This window comes from Eisenbergiella tayi (assembly GCF_001881565.1).
Lineage (GTDB): Bacteria > Bacillota > Clostridia > Lachnospirales > Lachnospiraceae > Eisenbergiella > Eisenbergiella tayi.
Genome location: NZ_MPDJ01000006.1, coordinates 386,809 through 408,402 on the forward strand (window position 1 = coordinate 386,809; position 21,594 = coordinate 408,402).

At 44.9% G+C, this 21,594-nt stretch carries 19 protein-coding genes; 17 read left to right on the plus strand and 2 right to left on the minus strand.

Going from position 1 to position 21,594, the window contains the following annotated elements; translation table 11 throughout:
* The first annotated feature begins 219 nt into the window (after nucleotides 1-219).
* The 16 genes from BLA28_RS23705 to BLA28_RS23790 all read left to right on the plus strand — a co-directional run bounded on the left by BLA28_RS23705 (nucleotide 220) and on the right by BLA28_RS23790 (nucleotide 17,528).
* Complete coding sequence (locus BLA28_RS23705) at nucleotides 220-2,610, plus strand: ATP-dependent DNA helicase (RefSeq protein WP_069155395.1); 2,391 nt, start codon at nucleotides 220-222, stop codon at nucleotides 2,608-2,610.
* 102 nt (nucleotides 2,611-2,712) lie between these two features.
* Nucleotides 2,713-3,660: a LysR family transcriptional regulator gene (locus BLA28_RS23710; RefSeq protein WP_044964130.1), complete on the plus strand. Its 948-nt coding sequence runs from the start codon at nucleotides 2,713-2,715 to the stop codon at nucleotides 3,658-3,660.
* A 283-nt stretch (nucleotides 3,661-3,943) separates the two neighbouring features.
* The gene (locus BLA28_RS23715) at nucleotides 3,944-5,599 is read left to right on the plus strand and encodes an ABC transporter substrate-binding protein (RefSeq protein ID WP_050018495.1); all 1,656 of its coding nucleotides are present in this window, start codon (nucleotides 3,944-3,946) and stop codon (nucleotides 5,597-5,599) included.
* A 35-nt stretch (nucleotides 5,600-5,634) separates the two neighbouring features.
* Complete coding sequence (locus BLA28_RS23720) at nucleotides 5,635-6,573, plus strand: ABC transporter permease (protein WP_044964128.1); 939 nt, start codon at nucleotides 5,635-5,637, stop codon at nucleotides 6,571-6,573.
* A 5-nt stretch (nucleotides 6,574-6,578) separates the two neighbouring features.
* On the plus strand, nucleotides 6,579-7,436 hold the full coding sequence (locus BLA28_RS23725; protein WP_044964126.1) for an ABC transporter permease: 858 nt from the start codon (nucleotides 6,579-6,581) through the stop codon (nucleotides 7,434-7,436).
* A 15-nt stretch (nucleotides 7,437-7,451) separates the two neighbouring features.
* The gene (locus BLA28_RS33220) at nucleotides 7,452-8,489 is read left to right on the plus strand and encodes an ABC transporter ATP-binding protein (protein WP_069155396.1); all 1,038 of its coding nucleotides are present in this window, start codon (nucleotides 7,452-7,454) and stop codon (nucleotides 8,487-8,489) included.
* On the plus strand, nucleotides 8,479-9,447 hold the full coding sequence (locus BLA28_RS23745; RefSeq protein WP_069155397.1) for an ABC transporter ATP-binding protein: 969 nt from the start codon (nucleotides 8,479-8,481) through the stop codon (nucleotides 9,445-9,447). The genes BLA28_RS33220 and BLA28_RS23745 overlap by 11 nt, the downstream gene beginning before the upstream one ends.
* Nucleotides 9,448-9,460: 13 nt before the next feature.
* Nucleotides 9,461-10,204, plus strand: coding sequence for a phosphoenolpyruvate-utilizing N-terminal domain-containing protein (locus BLA28_RS23750; protein ID WP_044964123.1), 744 nt, complete (start codon nucleotides 9,461-9,463; stop codon nucleotides 10,202-10,204).
* Nucleotides 10,174-10,818 carry a hypothetical protein gene (locus tag BLA28_RS23755; protein ID WP_141702840.1) on the plus strand — a complete coding sequence of 215 codons (645 nt, stop codon included), beginning with the start codon at nucleotides 10,174-10,176 and terminating at the stop codon, nucleotides 10,816-10,818. The genes BLA28_RS23750 and BLA28_RS23755 overlap by 31 nt, the downstream gene beginning before the upstream one ends.
* 45 nt (nucleotides 10,819-10,863) lie before the next feature.
* Nucleotides 10,864-11,898, plus strand: a complete 1,035-nt coding sequence (locus BLA28_RS23760) for a PhzA/PhzB family protein (protein ID WP_044964119.1) — start codon at nucleotides 10,864-10,866, stop codon at nucleotides 11,896-11,898.
* Between the two features lie 19 nt (nucleotides 11,899-11,917).
* Entirely contained in the window at nucleotides 11,918-12,214 is a 297-nt protein-coding gene (locus BLA28_RS23765; RefSeq protein ID WP_044964116.1) for a hypothetical protein, read from the plus strand.
* A 46-nt stretch (nucleotides 12,215-12,260) separates the two neighbouring features.
* Nucleotides 12,261-13,373: a hypothetical protein gene (locus tag BLA28_RS23770; RefSeq protein WP_069155399.1), complete on the plus strand. Its 1,113-nt coding sequence runs from the start codon at nucleotides 12,261-12,263 to the stop codon at nucleotides 13,371-13,373.
* Between the two features lie 27 nt (nucleotides 13,374-13,400).
* Nucleotides 13,401-14,609: an MFS transporter gene (locus BLA28_RS23775; protein WP_044964113.1), complete on the plus strand. Its 1,209-nt coding sequence runs from the start codon at nucleotides 13,401-13,403 to the stop codon at nucleotides 14,607-14,609.
* 23 nt (nucleotides 14,610-14,632) lie between these two features.
* Complete coding sequence (locus BLA28_RS23780) at nucleotides 14,633-15,547, plus strand: MBL fold metallo-hydrolase (protein WP_044964112.1); 915 nt, start codon at nucleotides 14,633-14,635, stop codon at nucleotides 15,545-15,547.
* Between the two features lie 25 nt (nucleotides 15,548-15,572).
* The gene (locus tag BLA28_RS23785) at nucleotides 15,573-16,001 is read left to right on the plus strand and encodes a PH domain-containing protein (protein ID WP_069155400.1); all 429 of its coding nucleotides are present in this window, start codon (nucleotides 15,573-15,575) and stop codon (nucleotides 15,999-16,001) included.
* Between the two features lie 42 nt (nucleotides 16,002-16,043).
* Entirely contained in the window at nucleotides 16,044-17,528 is a 1,485-nt protein-coding gene (locus BLA28_RS23790; RefSeq protein ID WP_069155401.1) for an FGGY-family carbohydrate kinase, read from the plus strand.
* A gap of 23 nt (nucleotides 17,529-17,551) precedes the next feature.
* Here the strand turns inward: BLA28_RS23790 and BLA28_RS23795 are convergent, their stop codons facing one another.
* Nucleotides 17,552-18,412 (minus strand): deoxyribonuclease IV, encoded by an 861-nt coding sequence (locus BLA28_RS23795; RefSeq protein ID WP_176726792.1) that lies wholly within the window; start codon nucleotides 18,410-18,412, stop codon nucleotides 17,552-17,554.
* Between the two features lie 787 nt (nucleotides 18,413-19,199).
* On the opposite strand from BLA28_RS23795, the gene BLA28_RS23800 reads away from it, so the two are divergent.
* Nucleotides 19,200-20,522, plus strand: a complete 1,323-nt coding sequence (locus BLA28_RS23800) for an alpha-amylase family glycosyl hydrolase (RefSeq protein WP_069155402.1) — start codon at nucleotides 19,200-19,202, stop codon at nucleotides 20,520-20,522.
* 156 nt (nucleotides 20,523-20,678) lie between these two features.
* On the opposite strand, the gene BLA28_RS23805 is transcribed toward BLA28_RS23800, so the two are convergent.
* Nucleotides 20,679-21,428 carry a copper homeostasis protein CutC gene (locus BLA28_RS23805; protein ID WP_069155403.1) on the minus strand — a complete coding sequence of 250 codons (750 nt, stop codon included), beginning with the start codon at nucleotides 21,426-21,428 and terminating at the stop codon, nucleotides 20,679-20,681.
* Nucleotides 21,429-21,594: the final 166 nt, after the last annotated feature.

The window sequence follows — 21,594 nt, forward strand, 5'->3', positions numbered from 1 at the left end:
AAGCGAAGCTTAATTCGTGAAACTTATTGTACCTCTATATAAAGTTTGACTCCCTGTAAAGAAGTGTGTACTATCTTTATAGGGAGTTTTTGTGTGTTGGATCTGTCTGAAGATGGAAAAGAAGTCGGCACAGCAGCCCCCTTTCTTAAAAAGGAGGAAAATTCCTCTGCTCGTCAGAGAACTCGCATTTTGCTCCGCAAAACAAGGAGGAATGGTAACGTGGAAATAAGAATATCCGTGCGCAGCCTGGTGGAATTTATCCTGCGCAGCGGCAGTATAGACAACCGTAAGGGTGCGGCGCCTGATAACGCGATGGCGGAGGGAGGGCGGATCCACCGCATGATACAAAGAAGAATGGGCTCTGATTATCAGGCGGAGGTGGTGATGCGCTACAGCTGGAGCACACCCGCTTACGATTTGGTGGTGGAAGGCCGGGCTGATGGAGTTATCAATGGAGATGTTGTTACCATAGATGAAATAAAGGGAACTTACAGGGATTTGGAAAAAATGAAGGAGCCGGTGGATGTCCATCTGGCCCAGGCCAAATGCTATGCAAGTATGTATGCCAGAGAACATGACAGTGCGCAGATGAAGGTGAGAATGACCTACTGCAATATGGAAACAGAGGAGCTGCGGTATTTTGTGAACACCTATCAGCGGGCGGAGCTGGATGAATGGTTTGAGGCCCTGCTGACGGAGTATAAAAAATGGGCGGATTTTACTAACGAATGGCAGGAGCAAAGGACTGCTTCCATTCGGCAGCTTGCTTTTCCTTTCTCTTACAGAGAAGGGCAGAAGGAACTGGCTACCTATGTATATCGAAGTATTGTCCATAAGCGCAAGCTGTTCATTGAAGCTCCTACCGGAGTAGGTAAAACGCTCTCCACCGTATTTCCCGCTGTTAAGGCTATTGGGGAAGGAAAGGCGGAACGGATTTTTTATCTGACTGCGAAGACCATCACGCGGACGGTGGCGGATAATACCTTCCAGCTGCTCAGGGAAAGGCAGCTGCGGTTTAAGACGGTTATTCTGACCGCGAAAGAAAAGATATGCTTTATGGAAGAAACGGAGTGTAATCCCGGAGCCTGTCCCTATGCGGATGGCCATTATGACCGGATCAATGATGCCATATACGATCTGCTTCTGCATGAGGATCATTATAACAGGGAAAAGGTGGAGGAGTATGCACGTAAATATAAGGTGTGCCCTTTCGAAATGAGCCTGGATATGAGTCTTTTTTCCGATGGGATCATCTGTGATTATAATTATGTTTTCGATCCCCATGTATATCTGAAGCGTTTCTTTACGGAAGGAGTGCAGGGACAGTATATCTTTCTCATTGACGAGGCCCATAACCTGGTGGACAGGGGGCGGGAGATGTACAGCGCCTCTCTGGTGAAGGAAGACTTTCTGGCACTGAAAAAAATAGTGCGGGAATATGACGGCAAAATGGAGCATCAGCTGGATAAGTGCAGCAGGGAACTGCTTCCCCTGAAGCGGGAATGCGAAGACTGCCGGATTGTAGGATCCATAGAACCTTTTGTACAGGCTGTGGAGCGGCTTTACGAGACGATGGAAAAATATCTGGAGGAGCATGACGAAAGCCCCGTCAGAGAGGATGTGCTGGATTTTTTCTTTGAAATCTCCCATTTCCTTCTTATTTATGACGGTCTGGATGAAAACTATGTTATTTATACGGAACTGGAAGAGGATGACAGCTTTATGGTCAAGCTGTTCTGCGTGAATCCGTCTGTAAACCTGAAGGAATGTATGCAGAGAGCCCGGAGCACCGTCCTGTTTTCAGCTACACTGCTGCCCATCCAGTATTATAAAAGCCTGCTTGGCGGGGAAAAGGAGGATTTTGAGGTATATGCCAAGTCAACCTTTAACCCTAAGAAGAAAGCGCTTTATATAGGCAGTGATGTCACCAGCAAATACAGCAGGAGATCACCGAAGGAATATTACAACATCGCTTATTATCTCCATGAGATCACGAGGATGCGTTATGGCAATTACCTGATTTTTTTCCCGTCTCATTCTTTTTTGCAGAGTGTGTTTGAAGTGTATGAAGAGAACTTCCTGGATCCTGAAACGGAAGAATGCATCATTCAGGAGGATATCATGAGTGAGGAGGACAGGGAGCAGTTCCTGAGCCGTTTTGAAGGAAACAGGAATTGTGAGCTGGAGGATATGATCCATATGGACATTGAAGTGGAGGAAGAAAAGAGCCTGCTTGGTTTCTGCGTCATGGGCGGAATTTTCAGTGAGGGGATCGATTTGAAGAATGACAGTCTGATAGGGGCCGTCATTGTGGGAACAGGGCTTCCCCAGGTGTGCAATGAGCGGGAAATCCTAAAAAGCTACTTTGATGCTGCCGGTAAAAACGGATTTGATTATGCCTATCGTTACCCCGGTATGAACAAGGTCCTGCAGGCGGCAGGAAGGGTGATCCGGACATCGGAGGACGTGGGGATTGTGGCACTCCTGGACGACCGGTTCCTGAACGGGGCCTATCAGCAGCTGTTTCCCAGGGAATGGGAGGAATACGAGGTGGTGACGGCGGACCGGGTGGCCCGCCGGGTGGAGCGGTTCTGGGATGAGTGGCTGTAAACTGTAAGGAAGCAAGTAGCTTATTGCTTTTCCGGCTTCAGATAGCTATACTATAAATATGATGTACTTATGAGAAAGAGTTATCATGCATAAGAGACAGATATGGCGGCATATGTCAGGCACAGCAAGGAAACCGTTATAGTAAATTCAGCAGAAGATACAGGTGATTTATATATGGAAACTGCTTATTTAAAGGAGTTTATTGTACTTGCCAAAATGTGTAATTACAACAGAGCGGCAGATGAGTTGTTTATTTCTCAGTCCTCATTATTTAATCATATTAAGACATTGGAAGCGGAACTCAGTGTTCCTCTCTTTGAACGCTCCGGAAAACGAATTATTGTGAGTGAATACGGTCAGATGTTTTTACCGTATGCCCACCGGATTATAGATGCGACAGAGGGGTTTGATAATGAAGTGAAGGAGAAAAAAATGGATGCCAGCAGGGCGATTCTGATTGGTACCCAGTATCGCCTTACACAGTTGGTAAGAAGTTTCCGCAGTGCTAATAAAAACTATATGCTTTATACTCTGGACAGCCGGAATGTGGAAGAAACTTTATATGAGAGTGGATGTGAACTGGCTTTTATACGTAATTTAAAAGATCCGGAGGGAAAATATAATGTGGTTCCATACGTAAAGGACAGTATTGCAGCTGTACTTTACCGTTCGCATCCCTGTGCAAATCTGAAATCCGTAAAGCTGGAAGCGCTGAAACGGGAAAATTTTGTTATGATTTCATCATTAAAAGGAAAAGAAAGTGATGGGATCTCTTTATGCAGGCAGGCTGGATTTACGCCAAAGGTAGTTATGACGGTACTCAGCGGCAGCGAAGCTGCAAAGCTTGTGAATGATGAGCTTGGAATATCCCTTCTTTTGAAAAAAACAATAATCGCCGAGAATCTGGATAATGTAGTTCTGGTGGATTTGGATCCTGTTGTGGATTGTACAATATCTCTGTGCTGGAGAAAAGATATTGTGTTATCAGAAGGAGCCTGTAAGGTGGTGGAGTTTGTGAAGAATTTAAACCAACAAAGAAAAGAGGAATAGAAAAGAAAGAAAATAAAAGAAATACATATAGAAAAGGAGTGACCCTTTGTTGTCAGAGTACTGGCAGCGAAGGGTTTTTTTTTGGAAAAAATCATTCGTAAATATGAAATACTGCTGAAAGTACATTCCAGATATCTGAATAAAAAAAAGGTATATTTGTATATTTTGAATATAAGAATGTAGTATACCAGAATAGAAATTGATATATTTGTGCAAATAAAATATTATATCATTATAGTTAAATATAAAAAATAACTAAAAAAGAAAGAGAAGGGGTAATGAAATGGGTAAATTGGGAAAAGTTTTGCAAACAAGTTTGTCTGTACTGCTGACAGCCAGTCTGTTGACGGCATGTACTGCCACAACAGGAACGGCTTCATCAGAAAAAGAGGAGACAGTGGTGGGTAATGTATCTGAAAGCGAAAGCAAGGGAAAAGAGGAAAGCGGAATCAATGCTGATGGCCGCTATGACAAAGTGATAGTGGCAGTCAATGCGGATCCTGCCGATTTGCTTCCCTGTAAACCTAACGGAAATGGAAAACCTAAATTTTTCTGGAGTATTTATGAGGCACTGTTTGATTATGATGATGACAACAATCTGGTTCCCAGCCTGGCCAGCGGTTATACCGAAGTTTCCGATACGGTCTGGAATATAAAACTGTTTGAAGAGATATATGATTCGGAGGGAAATCATATCACAGCGGATGATGTTGTTTATTCCGTTAACTGGCTGATTGAGACAGGAAACAATATTAAATACGATGTGCTGGATCATGTGGAAGCGGTTGATGAATATACGGTTGCTTATCATTGGAAGGAAAAACCGTCGGCCGCGCAGCTTGAATTTATTCTCGTCAGGACATTTATTTTTTCACAAAAAGCTTTTGAAGAACATAATTTTGCTACAGAGCCTGTTGCAACCGGTCCCTTTGTAGTTTCCGGGTTTGTCAGCGGTTCAGAATTGGTTCTGGAAGCGAACGATGATTATTGGGCGGAGAAAACCTCGGAGGATGTGAGTGCGCGGCTGGGACTTCATAAGGCAACGGTACAGACTATTGAGTTCAAAGTTATTTCTGAATCCTCGCAGGCTGTGGTGGCGCTTGAGATGAATACGGTGGATTTCTGCGATTATGTAACATTCTCAATGCTTGCGGAATTTGAAGAAGGAGGACCCTATAGTGATCAATATAATGTGGATATTAATTTATCCGGCGATTATTACTATATGATGCCTAATATGGCTTCTTCTGTGACCGGGGATGATTTGAATCTGAGGCTGGCTATGTATTATGCACTGGATAACGACGCGATAGCTACGGCTATGGGAAGCAGTTATGCACCGCTTAAATCATTGGGAACTGCCTATTTCCAGGATTATAATCCGGAATGGGAAAAGGAAGAAACCTATGTAAATACTTATGATTTGGATTTGGCAAAAGAATATCTTGAAAAATCAGATTACAATGGTGAAGAAATAATAATTGTCGGTCTTGTTAATGAAGAATGTAAAAATGCAATGACAATGATGCAGAGTCTTTTGGCGCAGGCCGGTATCAAGGCGACGATTCAGACCTATGAAGAAAGTCTGATGAATCCTATTATTGCCGAAAAGACAGGATGGGATTTCGTGGTTACCAGACTGGGCGGAAGTACGCTGGTTGCCAGTTGGAATACACTCTTTAACAATGATGTGCATGACGGGATGACAACAAACTGGCTGGATGATCCGAAACTGCAGGAGCTTTATCAAACTTCATTGGCGGATGAAACCCATGATGATGAGCATGTGAAGGCTTGTATGGATTATGCGTTTTCAATCGGTGATGTTTATCCTATTTCAGGTATGGCATCTTCCATAGTCTATAGCAAGAAGATGGAAGAAATTTATTACCGGGAGGGATATGTTACGGTTGGTTCCAGTAAATACCAGGGACAATAGGGAATGTATATACCGGTTTAAAGAGGAGAATTTTGATGGGAAGATACATTTTAAAAAGGCTGCTGTCCATGATCGTTATAATGTTCTGTGCGGCTATTTTAGTATTTACGCTTATGTACTTTGTTCCCGGTGATCCTGCGAGACTTCAGCTGGGAGTGGATATACCGGAGAACATCCTTCAGGCAAAACGCCATGAATTGGGGATTGACAGGCCATATATCGTTCAGCTGGGCAGTTTTCTGTATCAGGCATTCCTGAAATTAGATTTCGGATATTCCTGGAAATATGGAGTATCCGTAATGGATGAATTAATAACACGGCTGCCGAGAACCCTGGCAATTGGCATACCCGCAATGCTTTTAAATGTGATAATAGGTACCGTGCTGGGGATATATTCCGCAATACACGAAGGAAAATGGCAGGATTCCCTTACTATGGTGATTGCCATGGTATTTGTATCAGCACCGAATTTCTGGGTGGCTTTGATGTTTATTCTCTTATTTGCACTTAAGCTGAATTGGGTACCGGCTTTCGGAATAGAGAGCTGGAAATGCTATATACTGCCTGTCATATGCAGTGCCCTGCCGGGGATTGCGGTAAATGCGAGACAGGCGCGAAGCTCCATGCTGGAGGTTGTAAGGGCGGATTATATTTCTACTGCGCGTGCAAAAGGACAAAAGGAAGGTGTGATTGTCAGGAAACATATGCTGCCTAATGCGATGATGCCCATTATTACCGGAGTGGCAGGAGGTTTGTGCCAGCTTGTTGCCGGCTCACCTGTTATCGAGACTGTCTTTTCCATTCCCGGAGTGGGTGCCTACATGCTTTCGGGAGTTAATCTCAGGGACAGGCCCGTAGTATGCGGCTGTGTGGTATTTTTTGCGCTGTTTACCTCCATTGTGGTTTTGATAATGGATTTAAGTTACGCATTCCTGGATCCCAGGATTAAAGCCCAGTATGCAAAAGGAAGGTGAATCACATGAAAAAAAATAAAAATTCCGTATATTGCCTGGAATTTATGCGCCGTCTGTTAAAAGGCTGGAGTTCCAGACTGGGTTTTATTCTGCTGCTTGTCATTCTTCTGCTGTGTTTGTTTGGCCCCCTCTTTTCGCCTTATGGGGTGAACGATATTGACTTGTTAAACATGTATGCAGGCCCCTGCAAAGCACATTGGTTCGGATGTGATTCCATGGGTCGTGATATTTTTACAAGACTTCTTTATGGCGGCAGATATTCTTTGCTTCTTGGCTTTTCCTCGGCATTGCTGTCGGCAGCCATCGGGATTGTTTTCGGGATTATTGCGGGATATTTCGGAGGAAAGACAGAAACTTTTATTATGCGGTTTATGGATATATGGAGCGCTCTGCCGGGGATGCTTTTATGCATCATGATTTCAGCGTTTATGGGCGCGGGTTTTTTTGCAACTGTTATAGCATTGACTGTGGGTAGTATCCCCGGAGGAGTCCGGATGACCAGGGGACAGGTTCTGTCGGAAAGGAAAAAGGAGTACATAGAAGCGGCGGAATCCATTAATGCATCAAAGCCGGCAATTATGTTCAGGCATCTGCTGCCGAATGTAATACAGCCCATGATCATAATTACCACAATGAGCATAGGAAATATGATTACTATGGCGGCTTCACTTTCTTACATAGGCCTGGGAATACAGCCGCCCACACCCGAATGGGGAGCTATGCTTGCGGATGGGCGTGCATATATCAGGAATTATCCCTTTTTGATTACATTCCCCGGTCTGGCGATCGCACTTACCGTACTGGCACTTAATTTACTTGGTGACGGCCTGCGTGATGCTTTGGATCCAAAGCTGCGTGACTGAGAAAGGAGGGGAAATATGGGGGAGAAATTCCTTGAAATAAAAGATCTGAATGTGACCTATACACAGAATCGAAAAAATGTGTATGCCGTTAACGGAATCTCTATCCGACTGGAACGAGGAAAAACATTGGGACTGGTGGGAGAGACCGGAGCCGGAAAAACTACAATTGCAAAGGCGATAATGAGAATTCTGCCGGATGTGGCAGCTAAGATAACGGGGGGAGAAATAAAGCTTGATGAAGTGGATGTACTAAAATTATCGGAAGAAGAAATGATGGATATCCGCGGTAAAAAGACTGCCATGATTTTTCAGGATCCTATGACGGCCCTAAATCCTCTGATGTCGGTAGGCGATCAGATTCTGGAAGTGATACAGCTTCATTTGGATTGTGAAAAAAAGGAAGGAATGAAGCGGGCTGGTGATATGTTGGAATTAGTTGGAATTCCGCGGGAACGCTATACGGAATATCCTCATCAGTTTTCCGGGGGTATGAAGCAGAGGGTAGTGATTGCCATGGCCCTGGCATGTGACCCGGAACTGCTGCTTGCTGATGAGCCGACAACAGCCCTGGATGTGACAATACAGGCACAGGTGCTGGGTTTAATAAAGGAATTACAGGAAAAATACAATACATCCATGATATTAATCACCCATGATTTAGGTGTGGTGGCACAGACCTGTGATGATGTGGCAATTATTTATGCGGGAAAAATTGTGGAATTCGGAAAAAAAGAGGATATCTTTGATCATCCGTCACATCCCTACACTATTGGGCTGTTTGGAGCTCTTCCGAGTATGGCGGTTGGTGAACGAAGGCTCCATTCCATCGACGGACTGCCGCCGGATCCCACAGATCTGCCTGAAGGCTGTGCATTCTGGCCGCGCTGTCCGTATGCATCGGAGCGCTGCAAGGGGGATATCCCTGGTAGGAAGCTGCGGGGAGTCCATTTCTGCCAATGTGTGAAGGAAGCAGAAGAGCTTCGGGAAATTTCCCGGAAATGGACTGAAATTGTATCCGGGAAAAGGCAGGAGGTGCCGGGTTATGACAACTGATCAACCTTTAATAAAAGTACAGAATCTGAAAAAATATTTTAAGGTACCTATCGGTATGAATCATGCGGTTGATGAGGTCAGCTTTGAAATCCGCCGGGGCAGAACGTTGGGAGTGGTAGGAGAATCGGGCTGCGGAAAATCAACTCTGGGAAGGAGTATTATACGGCTTTTAGAAGCTACAGACGGCAGCGTGCTTTTAGACGGAAAGGATATTACCCATGTAAAAGGCCAGGAACTGAAGAAAGCCCGTGAAAAGATGCAGATTGTGTTCCAGGATCCTTATTCCTCCTTAAATCCGCGATTACGTATTGAAGCTACCATTATGGAGCCTTTGAAACACTCAGGACGTTTCTCTTCAAAAGGGAAAATGAAAGAAGAAGCCAATCGGTTGATGAATCTGGTAGGAATTGATGAAAGACTGCGTCAATCGTTTCCCCATGAACTGGATGGAGGACGTCGCCAAAGAGTGGGCATTGCCCGGGCATTGGCTTTACAGCCGGATTTTGTAGTCTGTGACGAACCGGTTTCGGCATTGGATGTGTCCATACAGGCCCAGGTATTGAATCTGTTAATGGATTTACAGGAACAATTGGGAATGGCCTATATGTTTGTAACACATGATCTGTCGGTGGTACGGCATATCGCAGATGACATTTTGGTTATGTATCTGGGACAATCGGTAGAAAAGGCCCCTGCGGAGCAGCTGTTCAGGAAAGCACTTCATCCGTATACAAAAGCCCTGCTGTCGGCAATTCCCAGTACGGATATCCACAGACCAATGCAGAGGATTCAGCTGAAGGGAGAAATAACGAGCCCAATCAATCCGGAACCGGGCTGCAGATTTGCTGCACGCTGTCCTTATGCAGAAGAAGGCTGCCGACAGCCGCAGGAATTGGTGGAAGTTCTGCCGGATCATTTTGTTAAATGCTGCCGCTGCAGAGAAATCAACGGAATTTAAAAGGAGATGTGATATGCCTGTGACTTTTGAGGGAAAGGTGATATCCTGTGGCAGACAAGAAGGAAAACTGTTCTGGTTACCTGATCCGCCTGTCCGAGTTGCCGTTCTGAAAACTGAGTTTGTGGACGCAGAAGTGATTCATTTCAAAACGGTTTTATCAGCGGCCAAGGAAAAACTGGAAAAGTGGTATGCAATGGCTGTCAAAGAATTCGGAGAGAAGGCAGCGGATATTTTTGATATGCAGCTGTCCATATTGTATGACGAATGTTCCCTTACGGATTCCGTAGTAGAACTGATAGACACAGAACATATGAGTGCGGAAAAGGCGATAGAATACCAGTTCGGATGTTTTGTTCAATTACTGAGGACAGTCGGGGATAAAGGAGGCCGTGAGCGGGCTGATGCTGCGGAAGAGTTAAAACAGCTGCTGCTTTCCCTTGCTCTGGGAATACATCGTCAAAGGATCTGTCCCAGGGAAGATACGATTCTTATATTACAAAGCCTGTCGGCAGCGGATATGGTTTCTATGGACTGCAGATATATTGCCGGAATAGGCGTTCTTGCCGGAGTGACGGAAGAACCTTTGGCCTTCATGGCAAAACAGAGAAAAATTCCACTTGTTTCTGAACTCCGGGACTGCCGGGGCAGGCTTTATCACGGCAGAAATGCGGTGCTGGATGCAGATGCGGGATTGCTGCTGGTTCGGGGAACAAAAGGAGGGAAGGAATGCGCAGAAAAAATAAAAAAACAGGTGTAAACCGGGATACTATGATGGATCACGGGTACCACAGCCATTTCTATCATACCTTTTTTGAAGATTATGTGGAACGGGCCAGGACTGACAATAAAGGTACCAAACGGGTGATAAGAACCTATATTGGAGATTACTATTATAGCAGCCTGACCGTTCTGCAGAGGAGAGGGGTAAAAACAGCTTATATTCTGCTTTTTTGCCTTACCGTATTTTTTTATCTGAAAGCAGCAGGTATGCCGGTTGAAAGTAATTTCCAATGGTATGTTACCGTGCCGGAAGCAATCGATCTGTTTCTCATGCTGTGGTTTCTGAAGACCATTATATATTATGTGACAGCTAAAAAAGAAATGACAATCGGAGAATACAAAAGTACTTCGAAAGCATTGATGCAGATATCGGCGGTTTCAGCGGCCGGCTTCGGACTTACAGCAGCAGTACTTCTGGTTTCCCTGTTCCGCCTGCAAAAGACTGCGGAAACAGGCGCCATTCTGCTGTGCGCTGCAGATATGCTGCTTTGCGGAGTCTGTATGGCAGCGGTCTTTGTTATGGAGAAAACGATGCGATATACCAAAAGAGCTGCTGCGGTAAAACCACAGGCAGATGATTCCTATATGTAAGAAAAGACAGAACATAAAAAGAAAGAATAGACGGAGGTCAATAATATGGATGACAAGATACATAACAGGGAGATTGCTGAAAAAATAGCATCTGTTCCCTTTTGGAGACAGGAGTATTTTCCCAAGTATTTTTCAGAACAGTTTACGATGGACTTTCCTTCAGCGCCTCCTGGAATGCCCAATCATTATGATGTCTGGGAAGCAGAAAGGTGTTTTGAGTGGCTGAATCGTACCATAAGAAGCTGGGACAGCAGACTGGAAGAATTTTATGCGGCGCCTGATCGTGAGCAATTCTGGGCAATCGGATATTGCAGTGCAGAGGTTTACTGGGGCGAACAGGAAGGGCATTATGAATCCAAATTTATCATGCGTTTGGAAATGAAAGAAGGAAAAATAAATTATATTAAGGGAATGATCGAACCAATCCGGATGCTGAAGGCGGCGGGCCTGAGGGTTCCTGGTTTCCATAAAGGAATAGAGGACAGCCGGGTGGACGAATATCTGGAAGCACATCCTGAAGCCCGAAACAACAGAGAAGCGAAGGTTTATGTGGATCCGTCCGAGAGTGATGCAGAGGTGGATATGAGTCCGGAACTGGTTGAAAGCAGGATAAAAAATAACCTGAAGGAAAGCGCATGCGGTGTGGAAAGGGAAAAATACCGCAGACTCACTACTGCAAATCCGGGTTTTACCGGTGCAGCATGGTTTGTACCGGATGACCGTCCCTGGTCGGAGGCTCCGGACCCGGTAATGGTGACAGACAATAAGGAACCTCCAAGAGAAGCGCAGATTCGTATACATGCCTGGCTTAAATCAAGCAGTCCCTGGATGTACAGGGACACAAGAAGCAAAATTTATCCCACAGAGGATAAGCATGTTTATTTCGTGGAAATGAACAGTCACGGACCTGCGAGATGGCATGGAAACGGATGTGATCATGGCCATTATCATCAGCCGTATTTTCTGATCATCAAGTTTGATGATGCCGGAAGAATGACTCACAGAGCGGAAATCCTTTCACCGCTGAATAAATATGCCAGCGTAAACTGCAGTCTTCCGAGTTTCCCATATTATTTGTGACAGAGAGGAGAAGAATATTATGAATCAAATACTGGCAACTATTAAATGCCCTGCCGATGAAGTGCCTCATATAAGGGAACAACTGCAGGAATTAGGAGTGAATATGATAGAAGAACAGAAGGTTCCTTATGAACAGTTTATTGAGGAAAGCCGAATGAATTATGACTGTGTCTATCAACAGGCCTGGGAAGAAAAAAAGGCTGTCTCTTATCTGCATTTTTCTTTTGATGATTCAGCGGAAGGCAGGGAGCAAAGCTATTTTATAGAATTCCATCTGAAGCAGATTCCGCTTAATTTATGCTATACCATGTCTTAATAAAATAATATTATGCGCCTGATGATTCGGGCAGATAGGAGCGAATATGAAGAACTGGATACCATTGCTGCGTTATGATACCCTCACAAATAAAAGGATACCGGACCCTGAGGAAGAAAATGAACTTCCTTATGACGAGGAAGCTTTTGCGCAGACAGATATAGGGCGGGAATTGACACAAAACCTGGAATTATACCGGAAATACAGTGAGTCACCTATGCATCCGGAGGTAATAGCCTATTGGGAAAAGAGGGGCCTGAAGAAGGAACTATTTGATTATGAAACGGAGGAAGGTAAATATGCCTACAGTGTATTTACTCCGCTGGACATGAAGACAAATAAAAAATATGCCATGATCTATTTCAGCCATGGCGGCGGTGTTACCATTAATCTTGCAGAGACCTATGGGTTCAATACACTGGCTGCTGTAGAGAAATATATCGTCGTATATCCTAACAACGGCGGGCGTTCCAATAATGAGGTTGATACGGAATTTCCCCGAATTATGGAAACCCTGCGGGAAAAGAAATATCCCATTGACTGGGAGAGGGTTTATTGCGCGGGATTTTCATCAGGAAGTGAGGCATCGGTTTGCGCCGCATGTACCTGTCCGGAGATGGCGGCAGCTGTTGCGGTACTGCCCGGAGGACAGCCATTTAAAGATTTGAAATTTCACACAGGGCCTGATTATTATGCATCTACCAAAGGTCTGCGTATTCCGGGTATATTTATAGGTGGTACGGCAGATGTGGCATCCTACCCTGCCCCCTGGATATTGGATAATAAGAAGAAGGATTACAGAGTACATAATCTGGATATATGGATGAGGGATATTGCCCAAATTAAAAATTACAGACCTTTGTCATCCGCCCATATGGAAGAACTGCTGGCAAATTCGCAGGATCCGGTAGAAAGAGAATTCGGACTGGAGTTTGATATTTCCTACAGCTTTCATGTGCAGGGAGCGGACTGGCTGGGAGGAGAATTTTATGGGAAGGATGGCGCTCCTGTCATGCGTTATGCCAGAGCCATTGGCATTCCTCATGTGGTATGGAGCAGCCAGGCAAATCTGGCCTGGGATTATCTGAAGCATTTCCGCAGAGATCAGGATACAGGAGAAAGTATTTATGATCCGGTGATTTGCTGGGGAGAGAGATAATGAAAATGCAGACGGGAGTGGGAAAATATGCAAAAAGTTATAAATAATAAAACGGATAAAATATGGAATCCGTTGTTTACCACCATTTTTATTGCGAATGCCTGTATGAACCTGTCTCAGCAAATGATGAATTCCCTGGTTTCCAAATATGCGGATTACCTTGGGGCCGCAGCGACAGTGGTAGGTATCGTTGCCAGTATTTATTCGGTAACGGCATTGATATTTAAAATCCTGTCAGGACCTGTTATTGATACATATAACCGCAGGTTTGTGCTGTCAGGTACTATGCTGATTATGGCGGTATCCTTTTTTGGATATGGAATATCAGGAAACGTTCCGACACTGATAGGTCTGCGTCTTTTGCAGGGAGTAGGGCAGGCATTCACCTCTACCTGCTGCCTTGCATTGGCGGCAGATACACTTCCGAAAGAAAAATTCGGGTCGGGTATCGGTGTTTTTTCCATGGCTCAGGCAGCCAGTCAGGCAATCGGCCCTACCATCGCCCTGGCTCTGGTCGGGGTTATGGGATACCAGGGAACATTTATGATTGGATGCGGGATTATGGTATTTGCCGCCTTCCTGGCCACAAGGGTGAAGGTACCTTATGTAAAAGGGAAAAAATTAAAAATATCAGGAAAAAGTATTGTTGCCAAAGAGGCGATCATGCCTGCATTTATCATCTTTCTTATGTCCCTGACTTATTTTGTAATTAACTCTTTTCTTATTGTATATGCAGGAAAAATAGGAGTGGAGAATATTGGATATTATTTTACAGTATTTGCAGGAACCATGCTGATTACCCGCCCTCTCGTAGGCAGACTCACGGATAAATACGGTCTTGTAAAGATTGTACTGCCCTCGCTGGTTTGTTTTGCCCTATCCTTTCTTATTATCAGTTACAGCCAAAATCTTATTATGTTCCTGCTGGCCGCTTTTGTAGCCGCTTTTGGCTATGGTGCAAGCCAGCCTGCAATTCAGGCCATGAGCCTGAAATGTGTCCCGGTGGAACGCAGAGGAGCAGGAAGCAGTACTAATTTTATAGGAACGGATTTGGGAAGCTTTCTCGGGCCGATTATTGCAGGCGCTGTTGTGGATTGGCGCGGCTATGAGGTTATGTGGCGTATCATGGTTCTGCCTGTTGTACTGGCGTTTATAATGGTTCTGGTCAAACGGAAAAAAATCAATCGGATAGAAGAAGATTTCCGGCTCTTGCAGGAAAAAGAAAAAGCAGCGTAAATAAATTAAATGGAGGAAATTGTATGGAATGTATAATTAATGAAGAAAAACACAGAAAACTGACTAAGGAAAATCTGGTAAGCAGGATTAAGGCGGAGGACTGGCTTTATATCCTGGATGATATCAATTCAGAAAGACTTTATCTGATCCTTGGTAAGGAGAAAGCGCTGCTGTTTGATACCGGTTATGGGTTTTGTGATTATCGTCCGTTAATACATGAAGTTACTGACCTGCCGCTGACCGTGGTCTGCTCTCACGGACATGACGATCATGTGCTTGGCAATTACCTTTTTGATAAGGTGTATATTGCAGAAGAAGATTATGAGCTTTGCCTTGCGGGAGATAATGAGGAATCAAAGGATCGGCTGATCCGGTCAAGATATAAAAAGACACCCGATATTGAGGAGATAATCGACAGAAAGGCCTATATGGCTATGACAATAAAAAATTGTGATTATAAGTTTGTAAAAGCAGGTGATAGATTTGATTTAGGCGGCATTACGCTGCAGGTTTATCCGCTTCCGGGGCATACGAAAGGCTCCATAGGGCTTTACAGTCCGGAAAAGAAAGCTGTTTTTGTGGGAGATGCCCTGACGAGCAATCATGTGGTTATGTATGGAAAATCAGGAAATGCGCCTGCGGCGCCATATCTTTATTATGCGGCGCTTTCTGCAATTCAGAAGTTGGATATTGAATGCATTTGGCCGGCTCATGGAGATGTACCGGCAGGGAAAGAACTGATTGCGGAAACGAAGCGTCTGTTTGAAAACTGGGCGAAAGAGGGAGATCCGGAAAAAGACAGGGAGAAAAAAGGAAGTGTGTTTGGTAAGACCTGTCGTTATACGGATCCGGAAACCAATATGACATTGGCTTATAACCCCAGAAGACTGGAAGAAATACATGAATTTATGTTGGAACATGAGGGGCGGATGGAATAACAAGTAAGAAAAGGGGAGAGGGAGTATGGGTAATATTTCACTGAAAAGAAACAGAAGGCTGAATATACTGATTGTTATGGTGATATTTGCAGGTATGACTTTTTATTGTTTGTTTATGGGCAGAAGTCAGGAGATAATGCTTAAATTTGAATCTGCCCGGCTGCAGATTGTATACCCTGACACATCCATAGAACTGCCCTATTCTTCTATACGGAATATTTCCTATATGGAATTCCCTGAATTCGGAAGCTGTATAAAAGGCGGTAAAGAAAAGATATATCAATATGGGATATGGGAAAATGAACTGTGGGGCAGATATTATATGTGCGTATACAGCACCTCCCCTACCTGTATAGTTATTGATGCCGGTGAGGATATTTATGTGATCAGCGGCGACTCAGAAATTACGACATCAGAAATTTATAATAAGTTTGTGGAGATCCTGCGGGCATAGGAAAAGGAAGAGAACGATATAGTATAAAGGAGATTGTACTCTATGGGTAAAGAGCTGTTATTGGCAATCGATATTGGCACTACAAATTCCAAAGGCGCACTTTTTAACCGGAAAGGAGAGGAAGTTGCTTCTGCGTCCATGAGGCATCAGGTATCTCATCCGCAGCCAGGGTGGGCGGAGCATGATGCCGAACAGATATGGTGGAAAGAATTCCTGGAGATATGCAGAACCCTGCTTGGCAATGCTCAGGTATCAGCCGGAGATATTATTTCTGTGGGTATCAGCTCCCTGACACCCGCAGTACTGCCTGTGGACAGACAGGGTAAACCTCTCAGACCGGCAATGTTGTACAGCCTGGATGTACGGGCAGAACAGGAAATCGCAGATTTAAATAAAATACTTGGTAAAGATTATTCTCTGAAAGCGAATGGCAGGCCTATTTCCCCCAAGAGCACCGGACCAAAAATGTTGTGGCTGAAGCGTCATGAGCCTGAGGTGTTTGACAAAACTTCCTATTATATGGGAGCTGTGACCTTTCTGGTATACCGGCTTACTGGCAGCTTTGTTGCAGACTATGGATGCTACAAATTAGCCGGGCTTCCTTTCTCCATAAAAGAGTTCGGATGGGACGAAAGAGTCTGCCGGGAGTGCGGTGTCAGGAAAGAACAGCTTCCGGAACTTAAATTTGCTACGGAGCTTGGAGGAACGATAACCGAAGAAGCGGCAAAGCTTACCGGGCTTGTGCAGGGGACTCCGGTAGCTGTGGGAACAGGGGATTTCCTTGCGGAAACACTCAGCTATGGGACGAACTTTACCGGCCTTCCCCAGATCAGTTATGGTACCTGTGTTGGTGTGGATAACGGAAATGATCATGCTGCAGTTTTGTTTCCGGATATCGATCCGGCTTCCTGTATGTCTTCAATTCCGGGGGGCTCCATGTCAAACGGCTGTTCTGTCATAGACTGGATGATTTCCCTGATTTCCGGTGTAAACCAACAGAGAATCGGGTCCGATGAACTGAAAAAGTTTGCAGAATCGGTTCCGGCAGGCGCAAACGGAATTGTTGTATTACCTTACTTTAATGGAGAAAAAGCTCCTTTTGAGGATCCTTTTGCAAAAGGAATGATTTTCGGATTGCAGATGGGGCATACCCCGGCTGATTTATATAAGGCTGCTCTGGAAGGAACCGCCTGTGCAATCCGCCATGTATTGAGCAGGAATCCTAAACAGAAAAATAATGCCGTTGTAATGGGAGGCGGCATTAATATCCCCATGCTGCTGCAGACAGTCAGTGATGTGACCGGCTGCCGGCAGACAACATTGGAAAGTTATAATGGTTCTCTGGTGGGAGATGCGTTCATTGCAGGCATGGCCTGCGGCCTTTTCACAAAGAGAAGTGAAACTAATGCCTGGGTAAAAGCAGCAGATACCATCATCCCCCGGGAGGAATTAAAAAGTATTTATGATAGGAAATATCAAATTTATCTGGAACTTTATGAAAGAACGGCGGAATTGATGCACCGCTGATGGAAGGATTATTATATTTGCAGTCACTTCTGCAATAATAGTGAAATTTCCTCTTTATAAGGAGGCAGTGTCTTATCCGGATTCTCCGGATCAGGGCGGTAGGGCGTTTCCAGGATCCTGGGAATGCCCGGAAAATCCGGGTGGTGGACGATATGCCTTAAGGTATCGAAGCCGATGGTGCCTTCCCCGATATTGGCATGACGGTCTTTCCCGGCGCCCATGCTGTTCTTACTGTCATTGATGTGAAAAACAGCAATCTGGTCTTTTCCCAGTTTCTTGTCGAATTGTTCCATTACCCCTTCAAAGTCATTTACGATGTCATAGCCTGCATCATTTACGTGGCAGGTATCAAAACATATCCGCAGTTTATCATTGTATTTCACCCCATCATAAATAGCGGCCAGCTCTTCAAAGCTGCGGCCGATTTCCGAACCCTTGCCCGCCATGGTCTCCAGTGCTATATAGCAGGGAGTGTCCGCTGTCAATACCGCATTCAGTCCCTGGATGATCTGGCGCAGCCCGGTTTCGGTACCGGCGCCGACATGTGCGCCCGGATGAAGGATGAGAACCCGGCTGCCCATGGCAATGGTGCGTTCCAGCTCCAGAGCCAGGAAATCCACAGCAAGGGAATAGGTCTCCGGATTCACCGAATTCCCCAGGTTGATAATATAAGGGGCATGGATGACAAAATCCTCAATTCCATTCTGCTTCATATATTCCCAGGCAGCATCTATATTCAATTCACTTATGGCCTTACGTTTTGTATTCTGGGGCGCGCCGGTATACACCATGAAAGTATTGGCTCCATAAGAGACAGCCTCCTTGGCAGAACCCAGCAGCATATCCTTTCCGCCCATTTTTACATGAGATCCTATTTTTATCATATCAAAACTCCTGTCGTTTATCGGTATTATCTATTTATTTATCTATTTGCTTTTTATAAAGGAATCCCCTGCCTTTTCTTTTTTTCAGATAAGGAAATTAAGACCGTCTTTTTAAGACAGCAAGTCAGTATATCACAGGTTTGAACGGATGTCTACGTCCTGATTTATCCATAGAAAAATTTTTTAAAACTACCAGTAACAGGAATAAAAAAAGATATCCCGGGGCTATATATTTTAATGGGATGGTGGTTATGTGGAAAAAATTGTGGAATGTGCGGATTATCAGAAAATGACACGCAGTTTTCGAAGACTGACATGTGGAAAACATGTTTATGACAGTCAGAATTGTGGACAACTATGTGGAAACTGGGGATTTCTTTTGCAGTTATTGTCGATTTTACACGTTTTGAGTCGGTTATACACATTTTCACAACATAGTCGATATACAGTAAAAAAACTAAAGCAGTCAATTTTGTTATGTAAATCAATGTGGATAATTTAAAAGGCTTATCCACAGAAACAGGAAAAAATGGGGCTGAAAAAAGCATGTGAATTATGCTTATCCACACATATGGATAAGTGGAAAACGACACTGCCGGATGTGGATTTTCAGAAGGAAAAGGTGGATGGATGAATAAAATTTTTCCACTTTAGTGATCCTTCGGAGAACAGCAGAGAAACAAAAAAAGTGGAAAGCAAAAATAGGATATGGTATACTGATACAGCGTATACATGTCCCCCGAAGCATGAGGGGCAAGACGAAGTTTAGTGATAGGAGGACACATTTATGTGGGCTTACGAAAGTGTTTTTTATCAGATATATCCTCTGGGATTCTGCGGGGCTCCGTTTGAAAATGACGGAAGCTGTCCGGCAGCAGAGCAGGATGGAATACAAAAGGTAAATGGCTGGATTGGGCATATAAAGAAGCTTGGCGCAAACTCCATCTATTTTTCGCCGCTGTTTGAGTCGGATACCCATGGGTATAATACCAGGGATTTCAAAAAGGTGGACTGCCGGCTGGGCACCAATGAGGATTTCAAAAAGGTCTGTGAGAACCTTCATAAAGAAGGAATCCGGGTGGTGCTGGACGGTGTTTTCAATCATGTGGGAAGAGGCTTCTGGGCCTTTCAGGATGTTCTGCAGAAGAGGGAGAATTCCCCTTATCTGAACTGGTTCCATATTGATTTGGGCGGAAATTCCAATTATAATGACGGCCTGTGGTATGAAGGCTGGGAAGGAAATTACGACCTTGTGAAGCTGAATCTTCAGAATGAGGAAGTGATCACTCATATTTTTGACTGTGTCAGATATTGGGTGGAGGAATTCGATATAGACGGGCTGCGTCTGGATGTGGCTTATTGTCTGGATCATAACTTTGTGAGGCGGCTAAGGAGTCTCTGTGATGAGCTGAAGCCGGACTTTTTCCTTGTGGGTGAGATGCTGCACGGAGATTATAAGGTTCTGGTGAATGACGGCATGCTTCATTCGGCAACGAATTATGAATGCTATAAAGGACTGTATTCCAGCTTTAACAGTCTGAATATGTTCGAAATCGTTCATTCTCTGTTAAGGCAGTTCGGTCCGGAAAACTGGACTTTGTATAAGGGGCTGCATCTGCTTTCTTTTGTGGATAACCATGATGTGACAAGGATTGCAAGTATTCTGGAAAATGAAAAGCATCTTCCTCTGATTTATGCCATGATGTTCGGCATGCCGGGCATTCCCTGTGTGTATTATGGAAGCGAATGGGGAGCGAAAGGAAATAAGAGCGACGGTGACCAGGCTCTTCGCGCATGCTTTGCGGAACCGGTTGAAAATGAATTGTCGGAATTTATCGGCAGGCTGGCAGAGGCTAAGAAAGGGTCACGGGCGCTGAATTTTGGTGATTTCCGTTCGGTTGTCCTGACAAACAAACAGTGTATTTTTGAAAGAGCTGTAGAGGGAGAGCGGGTGCTGGTGGCGATAAATGCCGACAGTGAGCCGTATATGGCCCATTTTGATGCGGGCTGCGGTATGGCGGTTGATTTGATAAGCGGTGAAAGCCATGACTTCGGCGGCGGAAGTACGCTGCCGGCCTACAGCGCGTTTTTCTGGAAATGTGAAGTGTGAAGTGTGAAAAGAGGTTCTAAGGCCCCAAAATACGGGGCCTAAGAACCTCTAAGTTTCACACTGGAAGAATGGCTTTGCCATTCTTCCTATGGCGATTCTGTTTGTTGTGAATAGAACTTTTATAGGAAAGTATAGGGACATGGGATATGTGGAGGGTTAATTGGCTGTATCGAGGAGGCGGCGGACGGTGCGGACTGCATTTTCGTCGGTCTGCCAGATCTCGTATTCGCTCATTCCGGGTATGCCCATGGAAACTTGGGGGTTGCGGAACTGCATGCCGCTTTCCAGAATCCGTTTGCCGGACATGTGGTAGGCTGTCAGGTCTGTTTCGGCGAGCAGGATTTTTACGGCATCTGCGTTTATGCCGGCACCGGCCAGGATGGTCAGATTTGTTCCTGCTTTTTGCTGAAGCTTTTTCAGAAGTTTGATTCCTTCCAGGCAGGAAGGGGCTTGTCCGGAGGTCAGGATGGTGTTGACGCCCAGTTCTTTGGATTGCTCCAGGGCTTCAAAGGGATCCCTGCACATATCGAAGGCACGGTGAAGGGTAACGGACATTCCGCCGGCGGCATCCATGAGTTTTTTCATATATTCCATATGAAGAGAGCCTTCAGGGGTGAGACAGCCGATAACCACACCTTCGGCGCCGGCCTGGCGGAATTGGCGTACCTCTTCCAGAATAACCTGAAATTCTTCTTCGGAATATAAAAAATCGCCGAAGCGGGGTCTGATTAAAGCGTGAATGCGGATATCCGAATGCATACGTATCCGGTGGTAAAGGGCGAGCGTGGGGGTGGTTCCGCCGATTATCAGATTGGAACACAGCTCCAGCCTGTCTGCACCGCCCTTTTCGGCAAGCAGGGCGGAATCCACAGAGTCAACACAGCATTCTAATAAGTAAGAAGACATGGCATTACCTCCTGTAATATAGTTTCCGAGCCGAAAGATGTTCTTCCCGGTTGGATTTTTCCTGTATTCAGTGTATCACAGGGAGTAGTGAAAAACCATAAGAGGGTTTGAATTCTTTGTAATCGGATGATTTTAAGTTACAGTTCCCACCAGTCCTGCGCTTCGT